The 26,324-nt window shown below is 69.7% G+C and carries 23 protein-coding genes; 7 read left to right on the forward strand and 16 right to left on the reverse strand.

Annotated elements, in window-relative coordinates; translation table 11 throughout:
- Nucleotides 1-117: 117 nt before the first annotated feature.
- The 3 genes from QP089_RS29935 to QP089_RS29945 all read left to right on the forward strand — a co-directional run bounded on the left by QP089_RS29935 (nucleotide 118) and on the right by QP089_RS29945 (nucleotide 3,402).
- The gene (locus QP089_RS29935) at nucleotides 118-1,329 is read left to right on the forward strand and encodes an ROK family transcriptional regulator (RefSeq protein WP_285915969.1); all 1,212 of its coding nucleotides are present in this window, start codon (nucleotides 118-120) and stop codon (nucleotides 1,327-1,329) included.
- Between the two features lie 929 nt (nucleotides 1,330-2,258).
- Nucleotides 2,259-2,822, forward strand: coding sequence for a hypothetical protein (locus QP089_RS29940; protein ID WP_285915971.1), 564 nt, complete (start codon nucleotides 2,259-2,261; stop codon nucleotides 2,820-2,822).
- A 109-nt stretch (nucleotides 2,823-2,931) separates the two neighbouring features.
- Complete coding sequence (locus QP089_RS29945) at nucleotides 2,932-3,402, forward strand: hypothetical protein (RefSeq protein ID WP_285915973.1); 471 nt, start codon at nucleotides 2,932-2,934, stop codon at nucleotides 3,400-3,402.
- A 50-nt stretch (nucleotides 3,403-3,452) separates the two neighbouring features.
- Here QP089_RS29945 and QP089_RS29950 read toward each other — a convergent pair whose 3' ends face one another.
- The 8 genes from QP089_RS29950 to QP089_RS29985 form a co-directional block, all read right to left on the reverse strand.
- Nucleotides 3,453-5,030: an FAD-dependent monooxygenase gene (locus QP089_RS29950; RefSeq protein ID WP_285915975.1), complete on the reverse strand. Its 1,578-nt coding sequence runs from the start codon at nucleotides 5,028-5,030 to the stop codon at nucleotides 3,453-3,455.
- A 2-nt stretch (nucleotides 5,031-5,032) separates the two neighbouring features.
- On the reverse strand, nucleotides 5,033-5,989 hold the full coding sequence (locus QP089_RS29955) for an MBL fold metallo-hydrolase (protein ID WP_285915977.1): 957 nt from the start codon (nucleotides 5,987-5,989) through the stop codon (nucleotides 5,033-5,035).
- 58 nt (nucleotides 5,990-6,047) lie between these two features.
- A complete protein-coding gene (locus QP089_RS29960; RefSeq protein WP_285915979.1) occupies nucleotides 6,048-6,911 on the reverse strand; it encodes an alpha/beta fold hydrolase in 864 nt (287 codons plus the stop codon).
- A 14-nt stretch (nucleotides 6,912-6,925) separates the two neighbouring features.
- On the reverse strand, nucleotides 6,926-7,708 hold the full coding sequence (locus QP089_RS29965; protein ID WP_285915981.1) for an alpha/beta fold hydrolase: 783 nt from the start codon (nucleotides 7,706-7,708) through the stop codon (nucleotides 6,926-6,928).
- Nucleotides 7,705-8,565 (reverse strand): alpha/beta fold hydrolase, encoded by an 861-nt coding sequence (locus QP089_RS29970; protein WP_285915983.1) that lies wholly within the window; start codon nucleotides 8,563-8,565, stop codon nucleotides 7,705-7,707. The genes QP089_RS29965 and QP089_RS29970 overlap by 4 nt, the downstream gene beginning before the upstream one ends.
- On the reverse strand, nucleotides 8,562-9,518 hold the full coding sequence (locus tag QP089_RS29975; RefSeq protein ID WP_285915985.1) for a DODA-type extradiol aromatic ring-opening family dioxygenase: 957 nt from the start codon (nucleotides 9,516-9,518) through the stop codon (nucleotides 8,562-8,564). The genes QP089_RS29970 and QP089_RS29975 overlap by 4 nt, the downstream gene beginning before the upstream one ends.
- The gene (locus QP089_RS29980) at nucleotides 9,508-10,803 is read right to left on the reverse strand and encodes a peptidase dimerization domain-containing protein (protein WP_285915987.1); all 1,296 of its coding nucleotides are present in this window, start codon (nucleotides 10,801-10,803) and stop codon (nucleotides 9,508-9,510) included. The genes QP089_RS29975 and QP089_RS29980 overlap by 11 nt, the downstream gene beginning before the upstream one ends.
- A gap of 99 nt (nucleotides 10,804-10,902) precedes the next feature.
- Nucleotides 10,903-12,090, reverse strand: coding sequence for a Rieske 2Fe-2S domain-containing protein (locus tag QP089_RS29985; protein ID WP_285915989.1), 1,188 nt, complete (start codon nucleotides 12,088-12,090; stop codon nucleotides 10,903-10,905).
- A 228-nt stretch (nucleotides 12,091-12,318) separates the two neighbouring features.
- Between QP089_RS29985 and QP089_RS29990 the strand changes: the two genes are divergently transcribed.
- Entirely contained in the window at nucleotides 12,319-12,747 is a 429-nt protein-coding gene (locus QP089_RS29990; protein ID WP_353070636.1) for a hypothetical protein, read from the forward strand.
- Between the two features lie 123 nt (nucleotides 12,748-12,870).
- Here the strand turns inward: QP089_RS29990 and QP089_RS29995 are convergent, their stop codons facing one another.
- The 7 genes from QP089_RS29995 to QP089_RS30025 form a co-directional block, all read right to left on the reverse strand.
- Entirely contained in the window at nucleotides 12,871-14,292 is a 1,422-nt protein-coding gene (locus QP089_RS29995; protein ID WP_285915991.1) for an amidohydrolase family protein, read from the reverse strand.
- Between the two features lie 25 nt (nucleotides 14,293-14,317).
- On the reverse strand, nucleotides 14,318-15,268 hold the full coding sequence (locus QP089_RS30000; RefSeq protein WP_285915993.1) for an amidohydrolase family protein: 951 nt from the start codon (nucleotides 15,266-15,268) through the stop codon (nucleotides 14,318-14,320).
- Nucleotides 15,268-16,011 (reverse strand): nuclear transport factor 2 family protein, encoded by a 744-nt coding sequence (locus tag QP089_RS30005; protein ID WP_285915995.1) that lies wholly within the window; start codon nucleotides 16,009-16,011, stop codon nucleotides 15,268-15,270. Before QP089_RS30005 ends, QP089_RS30000 begins: the two co-directional genes overlap by 1 nt.
- Nucleotides 16,012-16,062: 51 nt before the next feature.
- Nucleotides 16,063-18,072, reverse strand: coding sequence for an acetoacetate--CoA ligase (locus QP089_RS30010; protein ID WP_285915997.1), 2,010 nt, complete (start codon nucleotides 18,070-18,072; stop codon nucleotides 16,063-16,065).
- A gap of 29 nt (nucleotides 18,073-18,101) precedes the next feature.
- A complete protein-coding gene (locus QP089_RS30015) occupies nucleotides 18,102-19,019 on the reverse strand; it encodes a VOC family protein (RefSeq protein WP_285915999.1) in 918 nt (305 codons plus the stop codon).
- A gap of 27 nt (nucleotides 19,020-19,046) precedes the next feature.
- The gene (locus QP089_RS30020) at nucleotides 19,047-19,949 is read right to left on the reverse strand and encodes a fumarylacetoacetate hydrolase family protein (RefSeq protein ID WP_285916001.1); all 903 of its coding nucleotides are present in this window, start codon (nucleotides 19,947-19,949) and stop codon (nucleotides 19,047-19,049) included.
- A gap of 62 nt (nucleotides 19,950-20,011) precedes the next feature.
- Nucleotides 20,012-21,217: an acyl-CoA dehydrogenase family protein gene (locus QP089_RS30025; RefSeq protein ID WP_285916003.1), complete on the reverse strand. Its 1,206-nt coding sequence runs from the start codon at nucleotides 21,215-21,217 to the stop codon at nucleotides 20,012-20,014.
- Nucleotides 21,218-21,521: 304 nt separating this feature from the next.
- Between QP089_RS30025 and QP089_RS30030 the strand changes: the two genes are divergently transcribed.
- Nucleotides 21,522-22,073 carry a flavin reductase family protein gene (locus tag QP089_RS30030; protein ID WP_285916005.1) on the forward strand — a complete coding sequence of 184 codons (552 nt, stop codon included), beginning with the start codon at nucleotides 21,522-21,524 and terminating at the stop codon, nucleotides 22,071-22,073.
- Nucleotides 22,067-23,389 carry a PucR family transcriptional regulator gene (locus QP089_RS30035; RefSeq protein ID WP_285916007.1) on the forward strand — a complete coding sequence of 441 codons (1,323 nt, stop codon included), beginning with the start codon at nucleotides 22,067-22,069 and terminating at the stop codon, nucleotides 23,387-23,389. Before QP089_RS30030 ends, QP089_RS30035 begins: the two co-directional genes overlap by 7 nt.
- 241 nt (nucleotides 23,390-23,630) lie before the next feature.
- Here the strand turns inward: QP089_RS30035 and QP089_RS30040 are convergent, their stop codons facing one another.
- Nucleotides 23,631-24,266: a TetR/AcrR family transcriptional regulator gene (locus QP089_RS30040; protein WP_285916009.1), complete on the reverse strand. Its 636-nt coding sequence runs from the start codon at nucleotides 24,264-24,266 to the stop codon at nucleotides 23,631-23,633.
- A 654-nt stretch (nucleotides 24,267-24,920) separates the two neighbouring features.
- On the opposite strand from QP089_RS30040, the gene QP089_RS30045 reads away from it, so the two are divergent.
- Nucleotides 24,921-26,294, forward strand: a complete 1,374-nt coding sequence (locus tag QP089_RS30045; RefSeq protein ID WP_285916310.1) for an outer membrane protein assembly factor BamB family protein — start codon at nucleotides 24,921-24,923, stop codon at nucleotides 26,292-26,294.
- Nucleotides 26,295-26,324 lie beyond the last annotated feature (30 nt).

The following is a 26,324-nucleotide window of genomic DNA, read 5'->3' on the forward strand; positions in this document are numbered from 1 at the left end:
GGGCCCGGACACCTCGTCTCTCCGGCCTCGCGCCATGGCCGGGCACCGGCCGTCGAACGCGAGACCACTCCGAGTATGCTTTTGTTCTTGTAATAAGAACTAAACGAGGAGGCGGCGATGCGGCGAAGGCGGTCGACCGTTCGCGACCTGCGCCGGGACAACCGGTCCGTGGTCCTGTGGTCGCTCTACTTCGATCAGCCACGCACCCGACAGGAACTCAGCCGGGCAACCGGCCTGAGTCCCGCCTCCATCAGCAACGTCACCCGTGACCTGATCGAGGAAGGCATCGTGGTCGAGGCGGGTTCCCAAGACTCCGACGGTGGGCGCCCTCGCGCCCTGCTGCGGGTCGACCCGTCCTACGGCCACGTCATCGGTGTGGACGTCGGCGAAACGCGCATCCGCGTCGAGTTGTTCGACCTGATGATGGTGGAACGCGCCAAGGCCGAGTTTCCGTTGAACCCCAGAGATCACGGCACGGACGTGGTCGTCGAGCGCATCCTCGCCGGGCTTGACGGGGTGATCGCCCAAGCCGGCATCAGCGCAAGTGAGGTCGTCGGCGTCGGCATTGGCGTACCCGGGGTGGTCGAACAAGGGACCGAAGTTCTCGTCCATGCGCAAACCTACGGCTGGGATGCAGTGCCCCTGCAACAATTGCTGCAATCCGGCACGCACCTTCCCTTGTACATCGACAACGGCGCCAAGACGATGGGACAGGCGGAACTCTGGTTCGGGGCCGGGCAGCGAACCCAGCACGCCGTGATCGCCCTCATCGGTTCCGGGCTCGGCGCGAGTATCATTTCCGATGGGACCACCTACAGGGGCTATACGTCCAGCGCGGGGGAATGGGGACACACAACAGTCGTTGTCGGTGGGCGACGATGCCGCTGTGGAGCACGTGGCTGCCTCGAAGCCTACGTCGGCGCCGAAGCAATACTCGATCGATACGGACACCCGCTCCCCGGCAAAGACCAGGAGGAGCAACTCGGTGCGCTGCTCGACGCCGCCCCGAGTTCGCCCGCCGCGGCTGAAGTGCTGAACGCCACCGCTCGTTATCTGGGTGCGGGCATCGCCAGCCTGATCAATTTGCTCAACCCCGAGCGCATCATCCTCGGCGGCTGGGCGGGGCTGCTTCTGGGAGACAGAATGCTCCCGGCCATCTACGACGCGGCCAGAGAGCATTCGCTCGGGCATCCCTTCACCCAGACGTCGATCGAACTCGGTCAGTTCGGCCCGGATGCCGTCGCCCTCGGCGCCGCCACCCTCCCGATTGAACAAGTCCTCAATGGCACCACCGCTCCCCTGGCGCTCGAAGGCCGCACAGAACCCTGACCCCCGTTCCGCAATCGTCGGGACGGTGAAGAGGGGCGCCAGTGCCCACAGCCGCAGTGCCCCCGTGGACGTCCCGGCGGGTGCCGCGGTGGCCAGGGCGATCGTCAGCGGCGCCGCGCAGTAGGTAAGTTGCGTCCAGGTGACCGCGCGGCTCGCGGAGATCCGCGAGACGATGTCGGGGTAGGCAGCGGAGATCACGACCCGCAGGAGTGCCGGGATCAGCCGTGGTACGGTCCCCCACCGGGACGCCGCCGCGCCCACCGGCGGGCCCGTAGGGCGGCCATGACGTCCCGGCCCGGCGGAGAAGAGCACGATGAGGCCGAGGGCCAGTTCGGCTAGTTGGTCTCCATGTCCGGGCGCGGGCGGGGTGCGGCCCTCGGTCAGCGCCAGCAGGCCCTGCAGCGTACTTGCTGAGCGAGGCCACCCGCATCGGCGTGCCGGCCCATTACGGGACAACCATTTGGGCGAAGCATTTCTCCCGTACCTGCCGAACGGAACCCGCGACGCGTGGGCCGACGGGCCGCTGAGCCCGCGCAGCACCGACGAGCAGGCCGCAGCCCTTCTCACCGCCGCGGGATTCACATGCGTCCAGACCATCACCCGACGACTCGACACCCGGTTCGCCACGGTCGGACTGTGGGAGGCGTTCTCCTGGCCTACCGGCCAGCGTGCGATGTGGCTAGCGGTATCCGAAGCCGACCGCCCCGCACTCCGCGCGGAACCATATCTCTTGCGACCCGAGATCCTCTAGAGCGCCATGACGCTTGCAGGCCGGACCAATCGCATGGGCAAGACGGTGACGGTGCAGGACTTCGAGTCGGTCGCAGGCAGCCTGGCGAGAGATCGGTGAGCGAAACGAATGGATTGCTCGCGGGTATGGCGCCGATCGACGTTGGGGTATTCCATTCCCTCTGCGTAAGGAGGCGTCCATGCGACGCGGTATTGCGATGGCCGCAGCGGTCATCGGACTGTTGCTGCTGGGAGGAACAGCCCCGGCGCTCGCCGGTGAGCGGCCCACGGCCGACGAGGTGGAGACGGCGTGGGTCGCAGGCCGGTTCATCACCCTGTACGTCGACACGCCCGACTCGGCGGGCTCGGGCCCGAGCGAAGCGCGGCCGGACGCCGACGTGTTCCTGGTCGCGCCGATGGACCCGGACCACCCGCTCGATCCTGGCGCGGTCATCCCCTCGCCGCCGGCTCCGGCACCGATCGTCGTCCCGGTGCACGACACGGTGCTGGACCGTCCGACGCCGCCGTCGGACTGCTTCGGTGTGCAGGTGCTCCCGGCGCCGGGCGCCGGCGAGCGGGTACTGACGCGTCCCGACCCCAATGGCGGTGCGGTGCTGGCATGGGCCGTGGTCGTCGACGGGCATCGCGTGAAGCTCACCAGCGGACCGGTCATCCGATGGGCGGCCGCCTCGGGCTTGGTCGTCCTGGACCGGTCCTGGCCCGGGTACGGCGGTATCTGCTGGACCGGCGCTTGGCGGCGCTGACCTCGCGGTATCGGTGGGCGAACCACGCACCTTTGACCGGCGTCCGCGCCGGTCGACGATGAGGCCGCTGCGCAGCGATCATTTCCCCCTCTCCACTCCAGGAGGACAAGTGCGCAAGGTGCTCATCACATTCGCGATGGCGCTAGCCGGCGTCGGCGTCGCAGTGTCCCCGGCCGCCGCGGCGACCACCAACGTCTACTACGAGACCGTCGCGGACGGGGACACCCAGTTCATCCCCGCCTGCACGCCCGGCCCGGACAACCCGACCTGCGACCCGCGCGGCGCGGGCAGCAGGCTCATCTCGACCGGCTCACTCTCCTACACCCGAGGCGGAGAGACCGTCGGGTCGGTGCACACCGATTGCACAACGACCCGGAAGGTGGGCAACGACTACTACGGTGTCTGCACCGACACCCTCACCACCCCGCAGGGGAACTCGGTCGCGGTCGGTGAGATCAACGAGAGCGCGCTCGAGCGCTACGAGGCCCAGAACCTGACGCTCACGGGCGCCCGCGGCTGCCTCACCGTGCAGCAGGTCGTGTACCCGAACGTCTTCAAGCTGACCGTCAAGCGGTCCTGATCCGGATGAGGGCGGCCGGGTCTGCGATGGCCCGGCCGCCCTCGCCTATGTCAGCGGTGACCGATGGCCCGCCGGACCGCGCGGGCCAGCGCGCCGGGGTCGAAGCCCGGGAGGACGGCGGCGAGGTGTCCGTCGGGCCGGACGAGGTGGACGGTGTCCGGACCGGCCTCCAGCGCGGCGCGGAGGACGCCGTCGGCGTCGATGGCGTCTAGAAAGTAGGTCCGGACGGGCAGGCCCTGCAACCGTTCTGCGAGCTCGTCGCCGCGCTTCTCGTTGCCCATCAGCACGATGAGATCGGTGCCGAGCAGCCGGCGGAGCCTCGTCTTGTACCCGTTGATCACGCAGGGCCCGTCGGGGCAGAGGACGCCGGGGATCGGTGGCCGGACGGCTCCGGCCGCACGGGGGAAGTCCTCGACCGGCCCGGCGGGGGTGGTGAGCGGCGAGTCCAGGTACCAGTAGGGTTCGGCGAGCTTCCCCGAGTCGATCTGGGCACGGGCTTCGGGGTCGGTGAGCGCGGCCTCCAGCGCGGCCAGCCGGCGTTCCTTTTCCTCGTCGGTGTGCGGGACGAGGAACTCCATGGTGCGGGTGGTGACCGCCAGGTTTTCGCCAGAGGCCGCGCGCCGCTCGATGTCGTAGCTCGCGAGCAGGTCTTCCGGAGCCTGGCCGCGGCGGACGAATGCGAGTTTCCAGGCGAGGTTCTCGGCGTCCTGGACGCCGGAGTTCAGCCCGCGCGCTCCGAACGGCGCGTACAGGTGCGCCGCGTCGCCCGCCAGGAACACGCGTCCACGGGAGAAGGTCTCGGCGCGGCGCTGGTGGAACCGGTAGGCCGAAAGCCAGACGATCTCGTACGGGGCGGCGCCGGTGATCTTCTGGATGCGGGCGTCGAGCGCGCCCGATGCCCGTTCGGCTTCGAGGTCGTAGTCGGCGGGCACCTGCCAGTCGATGCGCCAGGTGCGGTCGGGGCACTGGTGCACCAGGACCTGGCGGCCGGGGTTCCATGCGGGGTCGAAGTAGAAGCGGCGCTCGTTCGGGAACGGCAGGTCGGCGCGGATGTCGCAGATGAGGAACTGGTCGCTGAACGAGCGGCCGGGGAATCCGATGCCCATGAGCTGCCTGATCGTGCTCTTGGAGCCGTCCGCGCCGACGAGGTGGCTGCCCTGGACGACGACCCTGGCGGTCGCGGTGGCCGTGTCGACCTCGATCCCGGTCTCGTCCTGGTGGACGCCGATGACGGGGTGCCCGTATCGGATATCGATGAGTGGTTCCCCGGCGGCGAGGTCGAGGAGGTACCGCTCCAGCTCGGCCTGCGAGATGTTGATCCATGGAGGTACGGTGCTGCGTCCCGCGGCCGGGAACGTGACCGCGAACAGTTCGGTGCCGCGGTAGTAGGTGCGGCCGGTCGTCCAGGTGACGCCGCGCGCGATCATCCTCTCCGCGCAGCCGACGCGGTCGAGGACGTCCAGGACGTCGCGCTGAAAGCAGATCGCCTTGGACCCGGCCGGATCCCGCCGGGCGGCGGCCTCCAGCACGATCGTGGGAATCTCGAAGCGGGCCAGTAACAGGGCCGTCACCAGCCCGACCGGGCCAGCGCCGACGATGACGACCGGTTCGGTCTCCTTCCTTTTCATCGTCACCCCTGAAGCTCGTCCCAGACCGCCCGGTCGCGCTCGGCGGTCCAGATGGCCGGGCGTCCGATGCCCGACAGCTCGTCCCACAACCGGGACACGTCGAACGGCAGGCAGTGCTCGAAGATCGGCCACCGTCCGTATTCCGGTTCCAGCTCGGTGTGGACCGCCTCGAACGCCTCCTTCAACGTCCCTCCGCGTCCCTGCACGGCCGTCACCTCGCGGATCATCACTTGCAAGAAATGCCGCGTCTGGCCGATCGCCGCGTCCACCGCCTCCCGGCCGGCCGCGACCGCGCCGCGTCCGCCGACCAGTGCTTCGGCGCCCAGCGCCGCGACGCGGTCCAAGGTGCCCGACGCCCACTCACGGTGGAAGGCGTCGCCGGTATAAAGCGCCGCCTGCGCTTCGACCAGGTCACCGGCGAACAGCACCCTCTGCCGCGGCAACCACGCCACGATGTCGCCCTCGGTGTGCCCGCGGCCGCAATAGCGCAGCACCAGCTCGCCCCGGTCGCCGCCCAACTGGATGGTGAACCGGTCGCTGAACGTCGCCGTCGGCCACGTCAGACCCGGAATCGACTCCGGCTCCTTGAACAGCCGCGGCATCCGCCCGAACTCCGACTCCCAGTCCTGCTTCCCGCGTTCGGCGACCAGTTCGCGCGTCTTCTCGTGCGCCACGATGACATCGGCATCGAATGCGCTCGCCCCCAGCACCCGCACCGCGTGATAGTGCGACAGCACCAGATACCGGACGGGCTTGTCGGTGTACTCGCGCAGCATCGACAGCCATTCACGCGCCGCCACCGGCGTCGCCAGCGCCTCGAAACAGACGACGAAATCCTCGCCCTCGACCGCCCCGACATTCGGATCGCCTTCGGCGGTCAGCGCATAGACGCCGTCCGCCAGCACCTCCAGGCTCCGCTCCTTCTCCACCAGATCGGCCGACGACGCGAACGGTTTCATTCCATTTCTCCAATTCGATCGTTGAGTTTCGCCTGGACGGGGCCGCCATTTCTGCGGTTCACCCGTGCTCCTGTGCGAGGAAACCGTTGACCACGGCGTGGTAGTCGTGCGGGCGCTCCTCCTGCAGGTGGTGCGCTGCCCGGTCCATGACGTAGAGCTGTCCGCGCGGAACCATCCGGGCGAGCATCAGCGGGTAGTCCGGGGTGAGGAACGCGTCCTGCATGCCCCAGCAGAAGAGGACGGGCGCTTGGATGCGGCCCAGTTCGGCGGTGAGGTCCTGCCAGTCGCCTCGCGGGCTGTCGGACCGTGCCGCCAGTTCCATCTCTTCGGGGTCGATGCTCTGCGCGTATCGCATTTCGACGGTGGAGGCAGGAATGGCGTCGGGGTCGTACCATTCGAGCCTCGTTATGAGGTCGCGCATCTTCTCCGGGCTCGGGCCGCCTCCGCCGTAGTAGGCGTCGCGGGCGTTCCGACCGCGTCTTCCGCCTTCCGGGAGGGGGGCCAGCGGGCCGTAGAAGACCGGCATCGAACCGGTGACGACGAGCGACCGGGCCCGGTCCGGGTAATTCGCCGCGAGGTTCAGGGCGATGGTGCCGCCCCAGGAGTTGCAGACGAAGTCGGCCCGCTCGATACCGACCGCGTCCATCAGCGCGACGGTCTTGGCGGCGTGGAAGTCCCACATCGGGCCCTCGATCACACATTTCTCGGATTTGCCGTACTGCAGGATGTCCACGAGCAGGCACCGCCTGTTGCGGGCGAACAGCGGCGCGACGGGGCCGAAGTCGCTCCAGGCTGTGCAGCCGGGTCCGCCGCCGTGCAGGAATATCGTCGGTGCGCCCTGCCCGAGGTCCATGTAGTGGTAAGTGACGCCGTCGGCCTTGATGAAGGTTCCGGCGGACGCGGGGGTCGTCTCGGTTGGCATGCTCGTCGTTCCTTTCACCTCCGGCCGAGGAATTCCGCGGTCAGGCGGGCGAACTCCGCGGCCTGGAACTCCAGGGGGACGGCCCCGCCCTCGATGACAGCGGTCTCGGCGTGCGGGATGCGTTCGGTGAGCGGTCCGAGTTCAGGGAAGGCATATAGGTCCGCTGAGGCGCCGATGCACAGCACCGGGCACGCGATGAGCCCGATCCGTTCTTCCATCCGGTACGCGCTCACCGCGGCGTGCCCGTGCTCGACGTCCGGCCAGACCTGCAGTGCGTCCCGGACGAAACGCGTGAGCAGGTCCGGGCGGCCCTCGGGGTAGAACGCCGCGCGGCGCTGCCACAGTTCGGTGAGGTGCGAACCATCTGGCCGCTCGTCCACCGCGTCGATCGCCGGGCGGGACGCGCGGCGCTTCCGCGCCCCTTCGTCGATGTACGGGGTCGACGACAGGACGAGCTTGCGCACCCGCTCCGGAGCTCGCGCGGCGATCTCGGCCGCGACGACCCCGCCGGTGTGATGGCCGGCCAGGTCGAACTCGTTCACGCCCAGTGCGTCGAGAAGGCCGAGGATTCCGGCTGCGTAGGCCTCGATCGAGTGCTCGGGAATCCGCGCGGACGCTCCGAAGCCGCACGTGTCCGGCGCGATGACCCGGCGGCCGCCGGCGAGCAGCGGTACCGCCTCGCGGAACTCGTCCCACGATCGCGGGGTCTGGTGTAGCAGGACCAGCGGCCGACCGCTCCCGCACTCGGCGTAGTGCACCTGCCCGGCGGGCGTGTCGGCGTAGCCGAAGCGGATCATGACGCGCCCTTCAGGAACTCCAGCGAGAGCGGGTTGTACAGGTCGGCGCGCTCGTGCTGGGGCCAGTGGCCGCACTCGGCGAACAGCTCCAGCCGCGCCCCGGAGATCGCTTCGTGCATCGCCTGCGCCTCGGGCACCTCGCCGAACGGGTTCTGGCGACCCCACACGATCAAGGTCGGCGCGGTGATGCGCGCCATCCGGTCGGGCCGCAGCAGGTTCCGCTGCCGGGTCTCCATGTCCTGCAGACACAGAAGGTTGTGGACGTTCGCCACGAAGTCCGGCTGGTGGTAGATGTGGTGACGGATCTCGACCAGTTCTTCGGAGACGTCCTTGGCCGGGTCGTGCATCAGCAGGTGCAGCCGCTTGCGGGTGAGGTCGATGTCGTCGGTCCGCACCGCGTTGAGCGTGGAGGTGCGGATCCGTTCCATGATCTTCGGGTCGGCCTTGGTGCCGCCGGCCGCGAGCAGCTGGAGCGACGCGACCCGGCCGGGGTCCTCGCTCGCCAGCCAGGCGGCCACCCAGCCACCGAGCGACTCGCCGACGAGGTGGACGCGGTCCGCGCCGATCGCGTCGAGGTAGGCGGTCAGGTGCTCGACGTACCGCGGGATCTCGTACGGGTGGTCGGGCTTGCCGGTGTAGCCGTGGCCGAGCATGTCGATGGCGTGGCACCGGTAGCCGGCCGCGGCGTGGACGGGGATGTTCCTGACGAACGCCTCCAGGTGTCCGCTGGTGCCGTGCAGGAACACCAGCGGTGGGCCGTCCTCGGGGCCGGCGATGAGCGCGCGGGTCCGCACGCCTCCCGCGTCGACGTAGGCCAACTGGTGGTCCACGCCGGTGAGGTCGGTCCAGATCGTCATGTGGTGGGCTCCTTCTGCGCGGTCGGGTCGAGGACGGCCACGGCCATCCCGGTCAGCCAGTCGTCGATGGGCTCGTAGGCGAGCCGGCGGCCGGGCGCGTATCCGAGAGCGGCGGCCATGACCAGCCACGTGCGGATCTCCTGCGCGCCGTTGCCCGCGACCCGCTCCAGCTCATCGGTGGTGAAGGCGCACATCCGGTCCGCTTGGCCGGTCTCGATCAGGTCGAGGAACTCCCGGTCGAACCGGGGGTTGACGATGCTCGGCGCGGCCCGGATGATCTGCCGCCGGCGGGCGTCGTAGCGGGACCAGTCGCCGCGCCCGTTCATCCAGGCGGCGACCATGAACTCCTCGTCGTCACCGTGCGGATCCCGCCAGTCCGGCCACGGCAGCCGGTGCGACAGGCCGCCTGATCCGATGACCGCGACGCGCCGGTCGCTCGGGAAGGCCTGCACGGCCGCGCGCAGCGCCTCACCGAGAGCGGCGCAGCGCGCCGTGGTCGGCAGCGGTGGCGCGAACACGTTCACCACGAGCGGGACGATGTCGACGTCCAGACCGTTCAGCAGGTACTGGACGGCGTGCGTCTGGCCGTGGTCGATCTGCAACCGAGCCGAGAACGCCGGGTCGAAGTCGCCCTCCACCAGCGAGGAGGCGATGTGCCGGGCCAGTGGCACGTCCACCGGCAGCGGGCCCTTGGGGGTGCCGGACTCGCCGCTGGCGATGCACTCCCCCACGCCGATCGTGAAGGCGGGGACAAGGTCGAGCCAGAAGCCCCGGAAGTGGTTCGAGCCGACGATCACCACGGTGTCCGGGCGGGCCTCGGCGAGCAGGTCCCGGGCCTGGTGGAGCGCGTCGCGGAACCGGGTGGCCTCGGCCTTCTGCGCGGTCTCCTCCCAGTGGGTGTTCATCAGCGTGCTGTGGGACGCGCCGACGCCGAGCACGATCTCAGCCGGCATCGTGCACTCCGATCACGTCGATCGCGACCCGGATCAGCAGGCGGGTGAGCCGCTCCATCTCGCGCAGGTCCACGGTGTTCATCCCCATCTGGAAGTCGGCGGAGGGGTCGATGCCCAGCCCGCCGGTGCTCGCCTTCGGCATCCCGACCCGGACGGTCGGCACGCCGCGCGACCGCAGGATGTTGGCGTCGGTCGCTCCGGAGTTGCCGAGGATCGGCACGTGCGGGCCGCCCTCGACCTCCTGGAACGCGGCGACGGCGGCGGTGACCACGGGGTCGGACGGGGCGGTGCGCGTGCCGGGGATGGCCAGCACCGTCTCCCAGGTGATCTCCGCTCCTGTCTTGGCGGCGATCTCTTCGATGGCCGCCGCGAACTCGCGCTTGGCCGCCGCCGGAGTCAGATCCGGCGGGAGCCTCAAGTCGCAGCGGAACCGGCAGGCCGCCGGAGTGACGGCGGCCATCCGCATCCAGCCACCCTCGATCGCGCTCACCACTCCCTGGGGCGCCACCGTTCCGGCGGTGTGCCGGGCGGCGTACTCCTCGAACCATGCCTCCAGCCCGGCGACCACCTCGCCCGCCAGGGTGATCGGGTTGCGGTACGGGAGCCGGTGCCTGCTGCCGACGTAGGTGTGCGTGCCGTGCACGGTCACCTCGAACCAGGCCAGTCCGACCTCTTCATGCGAGACGGTCCAGCCCGGTTTGGCGATAACGGCGTGGTCCGGCCAGAACCCCTGCTCGAGCAGGAAGGCGCAGCCGACGCCCTGGCCGGTGTGGCGGCGGACGTCATCGTCCAGGCGGGGCGAGTTCGTGGGCATGCCGCCCGCACCGAGCCCCACCAGTAGGTCGCCCGCCAGCGGCACCCCGGCCGCGGCGACCGCCTCCGCCGCGGCGATCACGCAGGCCGCATGCCCTTTCGGGTTGCCCGCTCCGAGCCCGACCACGTAGTCCCCGTGGACGACCGGCTCGGCACGCATGTCGGCACGTAGCTCCGGGCCGATCCACGGGACGTCCTCATCGGGGCGTCCGATGGTCAGCGTGTCGACGGGCGCGTACAGCATCAGGTCACGGCCGCCGCCCGTGCCCGGCAGCCGCGCCCAGGCGCACGCCTGCCGGTCGTCCAGCGGCAGCGTCCCTGACCGCAGCCCGCCGGCCGCCAGTTGCGCCGCCGCGTACTCGGCCAGCGGCCCCTCGTCGCCCGTCGGGCTGGGAATCGCGACCAGTCCCGTGACCAGTTCCAGCAGCCGCGCGCGGCGCACGTTCGCGCGGGCCCGCTCGACCCAGTTCACTGGTTGATCCGGTGGATTTGGGTCCGGCTCGTCCGCCGCAACCGCCAGGCGAGCACCACCAGGGCCGCTAGCACGGTCATCACCAGGGCGCGTCGCATCTCAGTCGTCCTCCTTCCGGACCGCGGCGAGCTTGGCCTTGAACTCCTTCTCGGCCAGGCCCCGCCAGGCCGTCAGCGAGACGTCGGGCCGGTACAGCTGCTCAGGAGGCGCGTCGGTCACGTCGACCATCCACGCGTCCTGGCCGGAGAACTGGCCGTGGAACAGCCAGCGGATCCAGCCCAGGTACTTGGCGTAGAACTTCAACGTCGCCGGACCGCGGAGGAAGTTGACCATCACGCCGACGTACAGATGCCGGTCGGCGTCCACCGGGACGTAGAACTCGTAGTGGATGAACTTGGGGTAGGCGATGCGCAGAACGCCGGGCATCGACACCGACGCGAAACCAGGGAAGTTCTGCGCGGCGATGACCGGGTCGACCTTGGCCGCCGCTCCGGTGTTGCCGATGTTGGACGGCGTGCTCCCCGCCTTCGCGGCGGGCGGGTTGAGCTTCCACCAGCGCTTGTTCGTCCAGCGGCCGAGCCCCGGGAAGTCCGCCTCCCAGAACTGCTCTTCCTGCTTGCGGTAGATCCAGCGGCCCTGCGGGACGATGCGTGTCACGTTCCACGTCGGCATCGCCTTGAACAGCCGCCACAGCGACGTGCGATGCAGGTATTTGGCGTGCCCCTCGTCATAGCCGTTCTCGCAGGCGAAGCGCCAATTGCCGGCGCGGTCGTCCATGCGGCCGCCCATGACGAACGGGTTCTCGACCAGTTCCTCGGGCAACTGATCGTCGATCGGGTGCGGGACCTCGTCGGCGATGGGCACGTACACCCAAACCATTCCGAGGCGCTCGGCCACCGGGTACGTCGCGACGCGGGCCTTCCCGCAGATCGGCGACTGCGGCCCATCGGTGATCGCCGCGACGAGCTCGCCGTCCTTCAGGTCATAGGTCCACCCGTGATACGGGCAGCTCAGAGTCCCGGGGAACTCGCGGCGGCCCAGCGAGAGAGGCACGCCCCGGTGCGGGCAGCGGTCATGCAACGCGTACGCGGTCCCCCGATCCCGGACCAGCGCGATCTTGTCTCCGCACAGCGTGATGCCCGTCGGCTTCCCGGTCACCTGGTTCGACCAGGCGACGGGGTACCAGTAGCCGCGGAATCCCGCCGCGGCCGCGTCATAGTGCGGCCACGTGGACCAGTCCCGGCGTCCGCGCGCTCCCCGCTGCGTCTGTGAATCGGCTCCTGTCACGCCTCGATGTTGGTGCGGAACGCCAGGTGAGCCCAAGCAACGGGGTCCGCCCAACGAACCACGCCACCTTGGCCCACGACCTGCCCGGGGCATCGTGGTGCCCATGGTGCGGTCGGCGAAGACGTACGCGCGATCATCGACGCCCTGACGTTCCCACCCCGCGGCAAGCGCGGACTGTGCCCGGCGCTGCGCGTCCCCGGCTACACCATCACCGGATTCAACGACTACATGCGCGCCAGCGACGATGACCTCCTCATCATCCCGATGATCGAAACCGTCGAAGCGGTGGAGAACATCGAGGAGATCTGCGCGCTCGACCAGGTCGCCATACTGACCTTCGTCGCCGGCGAATTCGCCTCGCCATGGGCGAGGGCGCCACCATGCGCACCATCGCCAAGATGCGTCAAGCGCAGGAAAAGGTGCCGCGGCCGGGCAAAGGCACAGCGTCGCCTGATCGGCGGACTGATCCTCGACCCCTCCAAGGGCAGTTGCGCCGCGGCGCTCGACAGCGGCATCTCGGTGCTGTGCGTCGGCCTGGACGCGCTGCGTTCCGTCGACTCTGCGAGACCACCGTGGCCGCCGCCAAGCCGCACTCAAGGCCAGCCCACACCACACCCGGCCCCCGCTCCACCAAGCGGCTTCCCAGTCTCCTACTGACCGCCCGGGACAGCGCTGCTCCCGGGGCGGCCAGCAGGCCTGGCGAGAAGAAAGAGGCCTGCACACAGCCGCCGGCGGCGGCCAGGCAGGCGGGTGCCGTTGCGCGGGGATTGCTTCTGGGGTTCAGTTGACGGCTGGGGCGGCGGCGAGCCCTTCTTTGATCGCGTCAAGGTCGGCCGCTGAGTAGTGGCGTCCGGCTCGCACGACCGCGGTGATGCGGTGCAGGTTGGCGACGCTTTCGACAGGATTGCCGGCCAGCAGGACGAGATCGGCGTTCTTACCGGGGGCGACGGTGCCCATGGTGTCGGTGGCATCGAGGAACTGCGCGGCTCGCAGAGTGGTCATCTGCAGGACGCGCAGCGGCGTCAGGCCGGCGTGGCCGAGTTCGTCGAACTCGTGGTGCAGTGCCGCTCCGGGCACCTCCCAGACGGCTCCGGAGGAGTCGCTGCCCGCGAGCATCGGTACCCCTGCCTCGTCGAACAGCTCGGTCAGCTCGAGCTGGCGGCGGTAGGCGGCCTGGAACGTCGCGCGGGCCGGGCCGGGGAAGCGAGAGTACTTCTCGGCGGCCGCCGTCCACTCCTTGAGGGTGGCCGGACCCATGTAGCGCAGGTCGGGGTCAGCGGCGAAGGCTGGGTCGTCGCACAGCTGACTGGTCTTCAGCCGGATCAGGGTGGGCACCTGCCAGGTGCCGTCGGCGGCCAAGCGCCGGGCGAGAGAGCGGGCCAGGTCGTCGTCGAAGGACCTGACCGTATGATCGAGAAGCCGGACGTCGGCGGGTCTGCTGCGATTGGCCGGGTTGACGATCATCTTCCGGAGGGCCTTGCCCAGGATCGGCTCCAGGAAGGGGATCTTGAAAGGCGGGAGCTTCGGCCGGCGTTGTTCCGCGATCACGTCCTCGATGTGAGTGTGCTCTTTGGAACAGCAGGCGAACAGCGCGACGCCCGGGCCGAGGTGTTCGACGGATTTCACGCCGATGCGCGACGCTCTGCGCACGTCGATGCCCGGCGGAAGGTGCCCGGCGATGGGCAGGCCGAGGCGAAGCGCCTCGGCTTGGGCGGCGAAGAACACCTCTGGGCTGACCATGCCGACCTTGATGAAGTCGGCTCCCGCCCGGTGCTGCTCGCGGACGGTGGCGGCAGCCATGGCCGGAGTGGCGGCGTTGGCCGGGGTCAGGAGGGGCCCGGGCGTAGCCAGCAGGGCGGGTGAGGCCGTGGGGAAGGCGAGCGTGCCCGCGGAGCGTGCGCGCAGCAGACCGCGCGTTCCTGACATCTGACGGAAACCGGTGATGCCGTGCGCCAGCATCAGCCGCAGCGCACCGCTGTGATCGCCGTTGCCCAGCGGGTGCGCGTGCATGTCGTTGTAGCCGGGCACGACGTAGGTGCCATCGACGTCGACGGTGACGGATCTGAGACCGTCCGGTACCGCGATGCCGGGGCGGACCTGGAGGATGCGGCCGTCGTGCATGAGCACGTCGGTGCCCGGTGTCAGCGTTCCGTCGCGGGTATCGACGACGGTTGCGGACTTCAGCAGCAAAGCGGCGGTCATGAAGAAGGCCCCCTGGCGGCGTGGTTCAGGTGAGGTGGGGGAAGAGTTCGCGGGCGTTGCGGGTGGTCAGTGTGCGCCAGGTCTGCCCGTCGGGCTGCTCGGCGGTGTCGAGCGCGGAGATCTGGGCGGTGGTCAGCGCGGCGGGCGTCCAGCAGTAGTCGCTGCCGTACAGGAGCCTCTCGCCGCCGAAGGCGTCGACCATGGCGGGGATCTGGCGGGGGAAGGGGGTGCCGGCCATGTCGAACCACAGCCGCGCCAGTTGGTGCCGGACGTTCGTCGCGCGCGTGCCCTGGCCGAAGGAGGCGCGGAACATCTCCAGCCGGTCGGCCAGCAGCGGCAGCACGCCGCCGCCGTGGGTGAAGATCCATCGGATGCGCGGATGGCGGGCCAGGACCCCGGACAGCACCAGGTCCGTCGCGGCGCGGGCGGAGTCGAAGAGGAACTCCAGCATGGGGCGGGGCCAGCCCAGGCTCACGGCCTCGCAACCGGGTGGCGAGGTCGGGTGGACGAAGACCACCGCCGCTCGTTCGTCCAGTTCCCGCCACAGCGGGGCGAAGGCGGGATCAGCCGGGTAACGGCCGCCGGCGTTGGTCTCGACCACCACGCCGTCGCTGCGCAGCACGTCCAGTGCGTAGCAGGCTTCCTCCAGGGCGCCCGGCACGTCGGGCAGCGGCAGAGAGGCGAAATGGCCGAACCGGCCGGGATGAGCACGGGCGATGGCGGCGCCGGCCTCGTTGACGTCCCTGGCCAGAGTGCGCGCGGCCCTGTCGTCGCCGAAGTGCACGCCGGGTGAGGAGATCGACAGCATTGCCGTGCGCACCCTCCACCGGTCCATCAGCTCCAGATGGGTGGCGGCGTCCCAGGACGGCCAGCCGGGCATGCCGTCCGGTCGCTGATGTCCGGCCTGCCGGGCGAGGTCGCGGTAGGTGTCGGTGACGAAGTGCGCGTGCACGTCCACCAGCGGTCCGTCGGTCATCAGCGCCGCCGCCCACGGGCGAGCCAGGCACTGTTGGCCGCGTAGAGCTTCTTGATCGTCCCGGGCCGGTCGACGCCGGCGAGATCGTCGCGGACGGCGGCGGCGCCACGGGTCTCCTCGACCCAGTACGACAGCGCCGCGTAAGACGGCCGGTAGCGGGCGAGCCGATCGGCGTCGATGCGCACGGTCGCGTCGGGATCCTGCGGGGTCAGATAATCGAACTGGTAGATGCACTTCAGTTCGCTGATGCGCCAGTCGCTGCCACGTTTCTCCAGCCGCTCGACAATGCGGCTGTAGGCGGTAAGGCAGACGTCGACGCCGCCCACGCTGATCTGCCCTGCGATGATCGCGCCCGTGTCGGCGGTGGCGCGGTCGCCGTTGACCTGGATCAACACCGGACTGAGGACGTGGCAACTGCGTCCACCGGCCTCGAAGCTCTGACGTGAGAGCCTGACGAACTCCGGTCCGCTGGTCTGGATCCACGAGATGTCGACCAGCGAGTCCGGATGGAACTGCTCGGCCATCACGTCCCACTGCGCCATGTCGCGTGCCCACCGCTCGGTGAGCACTACGCTCTCCACTTCCTTCTGCCCGGCGAGGTCCATCGGGCGCCTGCCAGAATCGGGCGATCCGGCTGCGGCCGCGGCCGGAAGCGCGTAGTACCCCGACACGCCGATGCCCACGCCGCCTGCGAGCAAGGAGCGGCGGAGCAGGGCTCGAGGGACGTCATCGCGGTGTGGCATCGGATCTTCCTTCGTGGTGGCTGGCCGGTGGACATGGGAGTGGGCGGTGCGTCATGGGCGGATGCCGTCGTCGTACGGGTGCGCCTCGGTCGGCTCGACCGGTGGTCCGGCATCGGTCTGCCAGCGCTTGGCGAGCGCGGTGTAGTAGGCGATGAGATCGGGCCGGTCGATGGCTCCGTCGCTCACGACCCGGTGCGCCGCCGCTCCCTGCAGGATCCGCTTGAGCGGCACCTCGAGCTTCTTGCCGGTCTTGGTGTGCGGGATGGCCTCGACGACGTGCATCTCGTCCGGGACGTGGCGCGGGGAGCCCCCGCGGCGCAGCAGGTCGGCAAGCCGCCGCAGGTCGGCGTCGTCGAGGCGATGACCGGGCGCGGCGACCAGGAACATCGGCATCCGGTAGGAGCCGTCGGCGAGCTCGACGCCGAGCACCAGGGCCTCGGCCACCGCGGGGTCCCTCTCCACGATCTGGTAGATGTCGGAGGACCCGATCCGGACTCCGTTGCGGTTCAGCGTCGAGTCCGAGCGCCCGTGGACGATGAAGGTTCCGCGACCGGTGTGGGTGGCCCAGTCGCCCTGTCTCCATACGCCGGGGTAGGTGGCGAAGTAGGCCTGGTGGTACTTCTCCCCGTCCGGGTCGTCCCAGAACCGCAGCGGCATCGACGGGTACGGTGCGGTGACCACCAGCTCACCGACACGGTCCCGTACGGCACGGCCCTGCTCGTCGAAGGCTGCGGCGGCGACGCCCAGCAGCGGTCCGGAGATCTCGCCGGGGTGAACGGGCAGGTTCGGGGCGCCTCCTAGGAAGGCGCTCACCACGTCGGTGCCGCCGCAGGTGGAGACCAGCGGGATCGTCTCGTCCACGTGTTCGCGGACCCAGTCGTTCAGGGCGGCGGGCACGGGTGCGCCGGTGGCCGCGATCTGAGCCAGTGAGCCGAGGTCGTGGGTGGCACCGGGAGCGAGCCCGACGGTCTTGCTGTGCTGGAGGTGTCCCGGGCTTGTACCGAACATGGTGACCCGCTCGCGTTCCACGATCCGCCACAGCCGATCGGTGGTGGGATGGGTCGGGCTTCCCTCAAAGGTCACCGTGGTCGCTCCGACCAGGAGGGCCGACACGACCACGTTCCAGAGCATCCAGTTGGTCGTGGTGTACCAGAAGAGCGTGTCGTCCGCCCCAAGGTCATGCTGCAGTCCGAGAAGAGCGAGATGTGCCGCCAAGACGCCGGCGTGCCCGTGGACGATGCCCTTGGGGACACCCGTGGTGCCGGACGAGAACAGCACCCACAGCGGGTGGTCCGCCGGCACCTGCTCGACGTGCGCGTCGGAACCCGGGGTGGTGATCGCGTCGTTCCACCGCACCACGCGGGCTTGGGAGAGGTGGCCGGGTTCGATCGAGAGCCCGGATCGTTCGACGGCGATGACGGCTCCGACGCCCAATGCGGCGGCCAGGTCGGCCACCACGCCGCGCCGGTCATGGGTCTCGCCTGCCCAGTCGTAGGCGGTCACGGCCACCAGGACGGCGGGCTGGAGTTGCCGCAACCGGTCCGTGGCCGCGGCCGCGCCGTAATCGGGCGCGCACCCGGCCCAGACACCTCCGACCGCCGCGCAGCCCAGGAACGCGATGATCGCCTCGACCGAGTTGGTGAGGTATCCCACGACCCGCTCCCCCGGACGGACACCGAGCACGCGCAGCCCGCGGGCGAAGGCCGCGACCTGGTGCGCCAGTTCGCTCCAGCCGAGCTCGGTGCGCGTGTCGTCCTCGGCGATCGACACCACGGCCGGTCCGGGCCGGTCGCGGTGCCGGAGGACCTGGTCGACGTAGTTGAGCCGAGCGCCGTCGAACCAGCGCCGCCCCGGCATCGGGCCGTCGCTCAGTACCCGGTCGTACGGCCGGGAGGAAGGCACGTCGAAGTACTCCCACACCAGGGCCCAGAACCGCTCGGGGTCTTCGACCGACCAGCGATGCAGGTCCCAGTAGTCGTCGACGGTGACGCCGAAGCGGGTTGCGGCCGCTGCGGCGAATCGGTCGATCCGGGTGGCCGGGGCGGAGGGGAGCCCGGTCATCGGGCTCGTTGTGGCCGAGTCCATGGTGTTCAGGACGAGTGCGCACCGGTCATGAGACCGGCGAGGTCCTCGGGGGCCAGGAAGGACGGGGGCGGGGGCGGGCCCCAGTTGTACAAGCCCTTGGCGCCTTCCCAGACTCCGGGCGTCCACAGGGCGTCGTCGACGATGCAGTCGAGGTCGGAGTAGTATTCGGAGAAATTGCCGGCCGGGTCCTTGAGATACCAGAAGAAGTTCGACCCGACGTGATGGCGGCCCAGGCCCCACACGTGCCGCTCGGGGTCCTTCTCCAGCATCGCGGTGGCGCCGCGACCGATCTCGTCGACGTCCTCGACCTGCCACGAGGTGTGGTGCAGGAAGTTCACCGGAGCTTGCTGGACCAGCACGTTGTGGTGGTCGGTCGAGCATCGCATGAACGCGGCCAGGGACGGGACGGTGTCGCTGACCTTGAACCCGATGCCCTCCACGAAGAAGCGCTGGGTGGCCTCCTGGTCGGTGGACCCGATCACGACGTGGCCGAGCTTGCGCGGCCTGACCGGCCCTTCACGCCCTACCCCGGGGGCCCGCCCGTCGCGCTCGACGCGTCCGGGCCCGTTGTAGAGCACGGGTTCGCAGCGCGGCTGCTCCAGGCGCGGACTGACGGTGAGGCTGGCCCGGAACCCGGCGATGGGTTCGCGGGTCTCCAGGGTGTCGCCCTCGCGCTCGGCGGTGAGGCCGAGGCGTCCGAGCCGCGTCGCGATCCTGTCCAGGTCGTCAGGGTCGTCGACGCCGATGCCGATGCCGAGCAGCCGGCGGACCGGTGAAGCCGCGATGCGGAGTTGCCGCCCGCCGTCGACGGTGCTGAAGCTTCCGTCGCCGTGGGAGACGAGGCCGAAGTCGTCGTAGTAGGCGGCGGTCTCCTCGACGTTGGGGACGCCGATCGTGATGGAGGTGAGCCGGTGCAGTGCCATGGGATCGCCTTACTTCCGCAGAGCCTGTCAAGGCCGGGTGTCGGTGGTGTCGGCGGCGGCCGCGCCGGACACGAAGTGCTGGTGTTGTTCTCCCAGGCCCTCGATCCAGCTGTGCAGCCGGTCGCCGCTCTGGAGGAAGCGCTGAGGCCGCCGCGCCGCTCCCACGCCGTCCGGTGTCCCGGTGAAGACCAGGTCGCCGGGAAGCAGCGTGATCGTGTGGGACAGGACTGACACGAGGCGAGCGACCGGGTGGATCAGGTCGCGGGTGCGGCCGTCCTGCATGACCTCGCCGTTGACCGAACAGCCCAGCGCGAGGTCGTCGGGGTCGGGGACGTCCTCGGGGGTGACCAGCCACGGTCCGACCGGCGCGAAGCGCGGGAACGACTTGCCGAGGCTGAACTGAGGTGCCGGTCCGGCGAGCTGGGCGACCCGCTCGGAGATGTCCTGGCCGATGGTGAGGCCGGCCACGTGCCCCCAGGCGTCGGCCTCGGAGACCGCCCTGGCGGTCCGGCCGATCACCACTACGAGCTCGACCTCCCAGTCGGTGTTGCCGCCCGGGGGGAGCGTCACTTCGGCGTCGGGCCCGGTCAGGCTGCTGACGAACTTGGTGAACGTCGGCGGGAGCCCGGTGGGCGCCTCGAAGCCCGACTCCGCGGCATGGGTGTGGTAGTTGAGGCCGATCGCCACGATCTGGCGAGGCGCCGGCGACGGGCTGCGCAGCTGCGCGCGGGTGAACGACACCCGCGGTCGGGACCCGGCGGACGTCGCGGTGGCCTCCTGGGCGTCCGCCCAGGAACAGAACCCGTCCCACTCCTGGTAGATGACGGGGAGGTCCGGGCCGAACCTCCCGGCGCTGGCCTCGGCCACGTCGATGCCGTCGGTGTCGCTGGTGAGGAGAACGGCGCGGCCGTCCACGTTGGCGAGTCTCATGTCCTGCCTGTCCTGAACTGGTGCGTTCGTGTGGTCGGTCCTCAGATCAGGGCGGTGATCTGCTACTCCACGCCGAGGACGGCGCGACCGTAGAGCTCGTAGCCGATCTCTGGGTTGACCACCGCGTGGCGTCCGCCGGTCTCCAGGTCGCGCCAGACCCGCTGGAGCGGGTTGGCCTCCGCGAAGCTGCCGGCGCCGTGCACGTTGAGCAGCAGGTCGACCGCCTCGCGGCACCTCCGCACGACCGTGGCGACATCGGCCCGGACGCGGGCGCGGGTGAGGAAGTCGAGGTACTCCCCAGAGGCGGCCGCCTCGTCTATGTCGGTGGCGGCCCGGAGCATGTGCAGCTCGGCGGTGTCGATCAGCTGGGCCGCCTGAGCGATCTGGAGCTGGGTGGTGGGAGCCAGTACCGACTTGTCGTAGAAGGTGTAGCTGATGCCCTTCCCCTTCGCGAGAGACGCCTCCACGAGCTCCAGGGCCTGCTTGGCCAGGCCGAGTTGAGGAGCGACGAGGACCAGCGCGAGGACCGGCACCAGCGCGGAGCGGTAGAGCGGCTCGCCGGTGTGCTCGGTGGGGTAGTCGCCGCCGATGGCGCGAGAAACGGACATGATGCGGTGGTCGGGGACGAACACCCGGTCGGCGACCAGCGTGTTGCTGCCGGTGCCGCGCATGCCCGCGACATACCAGGTGTCCTCGATGCTCAGGTCGCTCATCGGGATGAGGGCCAAGCCCTGGTCGATCTGCTCGCCGTCGGCGTTCATGACCGGAACACCGACGCCGGCCCACTGCGAGTGCAGGCACCCGGATGCGAACCCCCACTTCCCGGTGACGATCTGGCCGCCTTCGGTGTGGACGCTGGTGGCGGTGGGCGCGAGAACGCCGCATACACGGGCGTCCGGGTCCTCGCCCCACACTTCGCGCTGAGCGCGGTCGGGGAACAGGCCGGCCATCCACGCACAGACGTTCATCAACGTGCTGGCCCATGCGGCCGACCCGTCACCACGGCCGAGCTCCACGCTCACGCGTAGCGAGGTTCGCAGGTCGGTCTCGAGTCCGCCGAACCGCGCCGGGACGGCGAGACGGTAGAGGCCGGCCGCCGCGATCGCCTCGATGCTCGCCTCCACCACGCGACGGTTCTCCTCCGTGGCGGCGGCGTTGGCGCGAAGCAACGGCACCAGGTCAGCGGCGCGGGCGACGAGGTCCTCGCTGTCGAACCGGGCCTCAGCCGGGGCTTGCGTCGACGGACGGGCGGTAGTGGTGGTGGTCATGGCGTGCTCCTACGATCTGGAGCCGCTCGCCGGAGCGGTCAGAGACGAAAATGGGTATGTCCCCCACGATGCGGGACCGTCAGAGCCGGCCGCTTGCGCTGCCAGTCCACAAAATCGAGCCACCCTTGGACTGCGCTGTGACAACCGTCACGGCATCCCGGGCGAGTTCAACGAGCCGCACGAGCATTGGACCCCAGGACCAAAACACGCACCGGAGTGGCGTGCTTCACTCGATGTGGTCGGAGGCGTCGCCCACCGCGACGGCTCCGGGCACCGATCCGTCCCAGGACCACCGGAGGATCCCATGACAGCGACGGCCTTGCCGCCACGGTCCGACCCGGCGACGTTCCGGCGCGCGCTGGGTCACGTGCCCACCTCGGTGTGCGTGGTGACCACGTCCGATCAGAACGGACCGACAGGCATGACGGTCGGGAGCTTCACGTCGATCTCCTTGGACCCCGCGCTGGTGGGCTTCTTCGCCGACTCCGCCTCCACGACCCTGCTGCGGCTGCGCCACGCCGGGCACTTCACCGTGAACATCCTCAGCGACGCCCAAGGAGCGATATGCCAGGCCTTCGCCCGCAAGCACGGTGACCGACTCGCCGATGTGCCGCTGGTATCCGGCGAACACCCGGCCCCACGGGTGGCCGGCGCCATCGGATGGATCGACTGCGGTCTGGAGTCCGTCGTCACCGTCGGCGACCACGAGCTGGTCGTCGGCCGAGTGCTCGACCTCGACGTACCATCCGTACCGTCCGGCCCGCTGGTGTTCTTCCGAGGCGCCCTGTGCCAGCTCGACACACGCACCGTGCCGAGCAGAGGCACCTGGCAGCGCGACCACTACGCCGAATGGTGAACTCCGCCCACCAGGCCGATCGCGGCGGACGCTGGCTGCGCACGCTCACCGGTTCCGGCGTCCACGCCCCGGCCAGTCACCCACCGCTGATCGCCCAGTCGATCGACGCGTTCGGCCCGGGCGCGTTCGACTGGGCGGTCGACCTCGGACACCGGATGGCGGTGACGATCATCGCCGAGATCCCCGAGTTCGGCGGGGGCGAGGAAGCCTTCCAGACCCTGCGCATGGGCACCGAGTCCGCCATTCTGCGCGCCATGCTGCTGCTGGTCTCCGAGGACAGCGCCGCCATCACCGGCGCCGGCCGCGAGGCGCTGGAGGGCGATCGCGACTTCGTCCGGCGCGGCATCCCCCTGGATCTCGTCCTGCGCGGCATCCGGATCGGGCACGCGATGATGTCGCGCGCGCTTCTCGGCGCCGCGGCCATCAGCGTGGAGGAGCCGTTGCGGACCTCGGAGATACAACGCGTCTCCGAGTTGCTGTTCGAGTACATCGATCACTTCTCCTCCAGCATGGCCACCGAGTACCTGACCGAGCACGACCGGTGGGTGACCAGCGCCGCAGCCGAACGAGCCGAGCTGGTCCGGACCATCCTCGACGGCCACGCGGTCGCAGTCGATCAGGCATCCCGCACCCTCGGCTACCCGCTCGCCCGGTACCACCTGGCGCTCGTGCTCTGGCACGCCCCCGGCAGTCCAGCGACCCCCAGTCACCTGCAACGCACGGCGTCCCACATGCTGGCGGACAGTGGATGCGGCGCCACCCTCGTCGTTCCCCATGGCGCCTCCTCCCTGTGGGCTTGGGCATCCTGGCGCTCGAAACCGGCCCAACTGCCGAAGCTCGCCGTACCGACAGAGCCGGGCACCCACGTCATGGCGGGAACCCTCGCCACTGGAATGGCCGGATTCCGGCAATCCCACCGCGAGGCACAACGGGCCGCCGAGATGGTACGGTCCACCGCAACCTCTGAAATGACCGGCGCAACGGTGACCTGGTACGCCGATGTGGAGCTTGCCGTCCTGCTCGGCCAGGATCTCGAGCTCGCCCGAATGTTCGTCGCGCGCGAGCTCGGCACCCTGTCTTTCGACACCCCCTCCGCCGCCGAACTGCGGGAGACCCTCGCGGTCTACCTCTCCTGTGACCGAAGCCTCGCCAAGGCCGCCGAGATACTCCACGTCGCCCGCAACACGGTCGCCTACCGCGTCAAGAAGGTCGAGAACAGTACAGGACGTGATCTTCGCGATCGGCGCCTCGAACTCGAATGCGCCCTCCGCCTCGCAGCGACGTTGGGGCCTCAAGTATTGACGCGCGAGGAATAACTCCGCCGGCTCAACCGTCACCAGGCCGACCAACCTGGCGAATGCGCGGCCCGGTACTGGGGCGCCGACATCGCAAGCCTGATCAACCCGTTCGACCTGGGACGCGGCATCCTCGCCGGCTGAGCCGGTTCCCGCCGCGGTTGCTCAGACGGGACAAGCCACATGAGCGGGGTCAAGGAGACCGGGAGTCCCGTCGCCGCGTCCCTCGCACCTGATCAATTCCTGCGCTGCCGCAGGCGCGTCACTCCGCTGTCGACAGGCCTGCGACCTCGAACGAAGCGGTCAGCATCGTGGCGATCGTGGCCCCTGCCTGCTCGGGGGCCAGCCGCAGGTCGACGCGCAGCGAGTCCCAGAACGGCCAGAGCGTTACCGCCAGCAGCGACTCCAGCAGTCGTCGCCGGGGCACCGGGGCAAGGCGGTTGAGCTCCGGTGCGAAGAGGGTCGCCAGTTCTGCCTGTCCCAGCCAGACCATGCGCTCCCTGCTGCGCCGAAGCCCTTCGGAGAAGGGTTCCTGCAGCCGGGCCGCCCGCCACCCGGGGACCATCCGCTCGAAGATGAGGACCCGCTGTTCGACCAGCCAGGAGATCCGCTCGGCGAGAGGACGACCGGTGTCGGTCGGACTCACCAGTTGCAGTACGAGTTCCACGTCGCGGCGCGCGGCTGCGATCAGAAGGGCTTCCAGGTCGTCGAAGTGCTGCCAGACCGTGCGCAGGGAGACTCCGGCCCGCTCGGCGATCTTCTTGGCGGTCGGGTGCAGGTCGCCTTCGGTGTGCAGCTCGCGGAGCGCTTCGATGATCGATCGCTGTGACCGGTGCGAGCGTGCCGCCCGGCCGTCCGGCGATGGCTCGCCCGAGAGCAGGCCGATCAGCTCGTTCATGCGTTCGGCCCCCAGCGCAGGCGCGATCCACTCCAGGAACCGGGAGCTCGACCGCCCGGTGTGCGCCCCGCCACGGCCGCTGTTGTCCCTCAAGCGCAACCGCTCCTCCGCTGGATGCGACCTGTCTGCCACGATCCTATGGTCCCTGTCGCGGCGGTGGCGAAGAGGCATTGGCGGCGCGCGCATCGGTTCGGGTATTGACGGCCGCCCAAAGATATAGCACTCTGAGTGCAACATCTTCGCCGAGCGGAACTCCCACCCATTCGACATCATGAGCCTCCGCCCATGACACGCCGCCGACAAATTGCCATGGACCTGGCAGCGAAGAACCGGATGGCGGCGGCCACGCGCGGCGCTGCTCATAAATCCCTCATTCGGCCGACCAGATATGCCTTGCTCTGGCAGGCGAACCTCCGCCCGGCACCGGCTCGTTTTCTCGATGCCAAACCCAAGCCTCGCCATCCCCCGTTTGGGCATGCCCGTTCACACCACTCGGGGACCCCGGCAAAAAAGGACGGTGATGCCGCTTCGCCGGATGCGCTTGCGCAGCGAGACCACCACCCCCTCCGGTGCATTCCAAAGCCCATGAAGGAGCGCCAGCAGATGTCAAGGAGAAAATCGACCGCCGTGGCCGCCGCGGTGGCCTTCGCCGTAATGGGACTGAGCGGACCGGCGACTGCGGCACCGGCCGCCGCCGATGCCGCGGCTCCCCCGACTCCGACCAATTGGCCGACGTTCGGACACGATCTGGACAATACTCGCAGCGCCACCGAATGGCTTCTCAACCCGTCGAATGTCGGGCGCCTCAAGCAGAGGTGGAGTGCGGCAGGTGCGGCGGTCACCAGCACACCCGCCGTGGTGGACGGGATCGTCTACTACTCCGACTTCGCGGGGAGCCTGACCGCGCGTGTCGCGGCGACCGGGACTACGCTGTGGCAGACAAGCCTGGAGCCGGGCGGACAGCTTCCCGGCTCACCGAGCGTGTCGAACGGCACCGTGTACATCGCGGGCGCGGGCGGCATGGTCTTCGCGGTCGACCAGTACACCGGTGCGCCGAAGTGGGCCACCGACATCGAGCCCACCCCGAACTCGCTGACCTGGTCGTCACCGGTCGTCGCGGACGGCACACTGATCATCGGCAGCGCCTCCTACCAGGTCTTCTCACCAGCCGATCCGCCCTTCCAGGGCAGCGTCCTCGGCCTGGACCCCACCACCGGCAAGATCAAGTGGCGGACACCGGTGTGCACCGGCTCGTGCACCGGAGTGTCGGTGTGGTCCTCGGCGGCCGTCGACACCGGCCTGCACCTGGCCTACATCGGCACCGGCCAGTCCTACACCGCGCCAGCCGGTCCAATGTCGGACTCGCTGATCGCACTGGACTACCGGACCGGCAAGATCGCCTGGTACCACCAGTACACCGCCGGCGACGTCTTCTCCGATGCCGCACCCTACGGCAAGGACTCCGACCTGGGCGCCGCTCCCAACTTGTTCACCGTGAACGGCCGCAGGCTCGTCGGCTGCGGCGACAAGGGCGGCCACTACAAGGCGTTCGACGCCCAGACCGGCGAACAGGTGTGGGCCGACCAACTGGTGGCGGGCACCCAGCTCGGCGGGATCGAGGAGACCACCGCCTACGCCGACGGGACGATCTACGCGGTCGGCAACACCGAGGAGACCGCCACCAGCCGCCAGGACGCCCGCCCGACCAAGGCGGACCTGCTCGCGGTCAACGCCGCCGACGGCACGATCAAGTACCGGGTGCCGCTGCCCGCGGGCGGCTTCGGCGGCGTCGCGGTCGCAGGCGGGGTGCTGTACTTCACCACCTGGGACGGCACTCTGCGGGCGCACGACGCTCAGACCGGCAAGACGCTGTTCACCGAGTACATCGGCGACCCCGATGCGACCGGTGTCGTGGAGAAGGGCGCCGCCGGCGGCCCGACGGTGTCCAACGGCATCGTCTACGTCGGCTACGGCTGGACGTGGGGCGCCACCGCGACCGGTGGCATCAGAGCATTCGGCGCGTACTGATCGAGAGGGAGCGGGTCGCCCGCAGGGAAC

Source organism: Actinomadura opuntiae (assembly GCF_030283205.1).
In the GTDB taxonomy this organism is placed as follows: domain Bacteria; phylum Actinomycetota; class Actinomycetes; order Streptosporangiales; family Streptosporangiaceae; genus Spirillospora.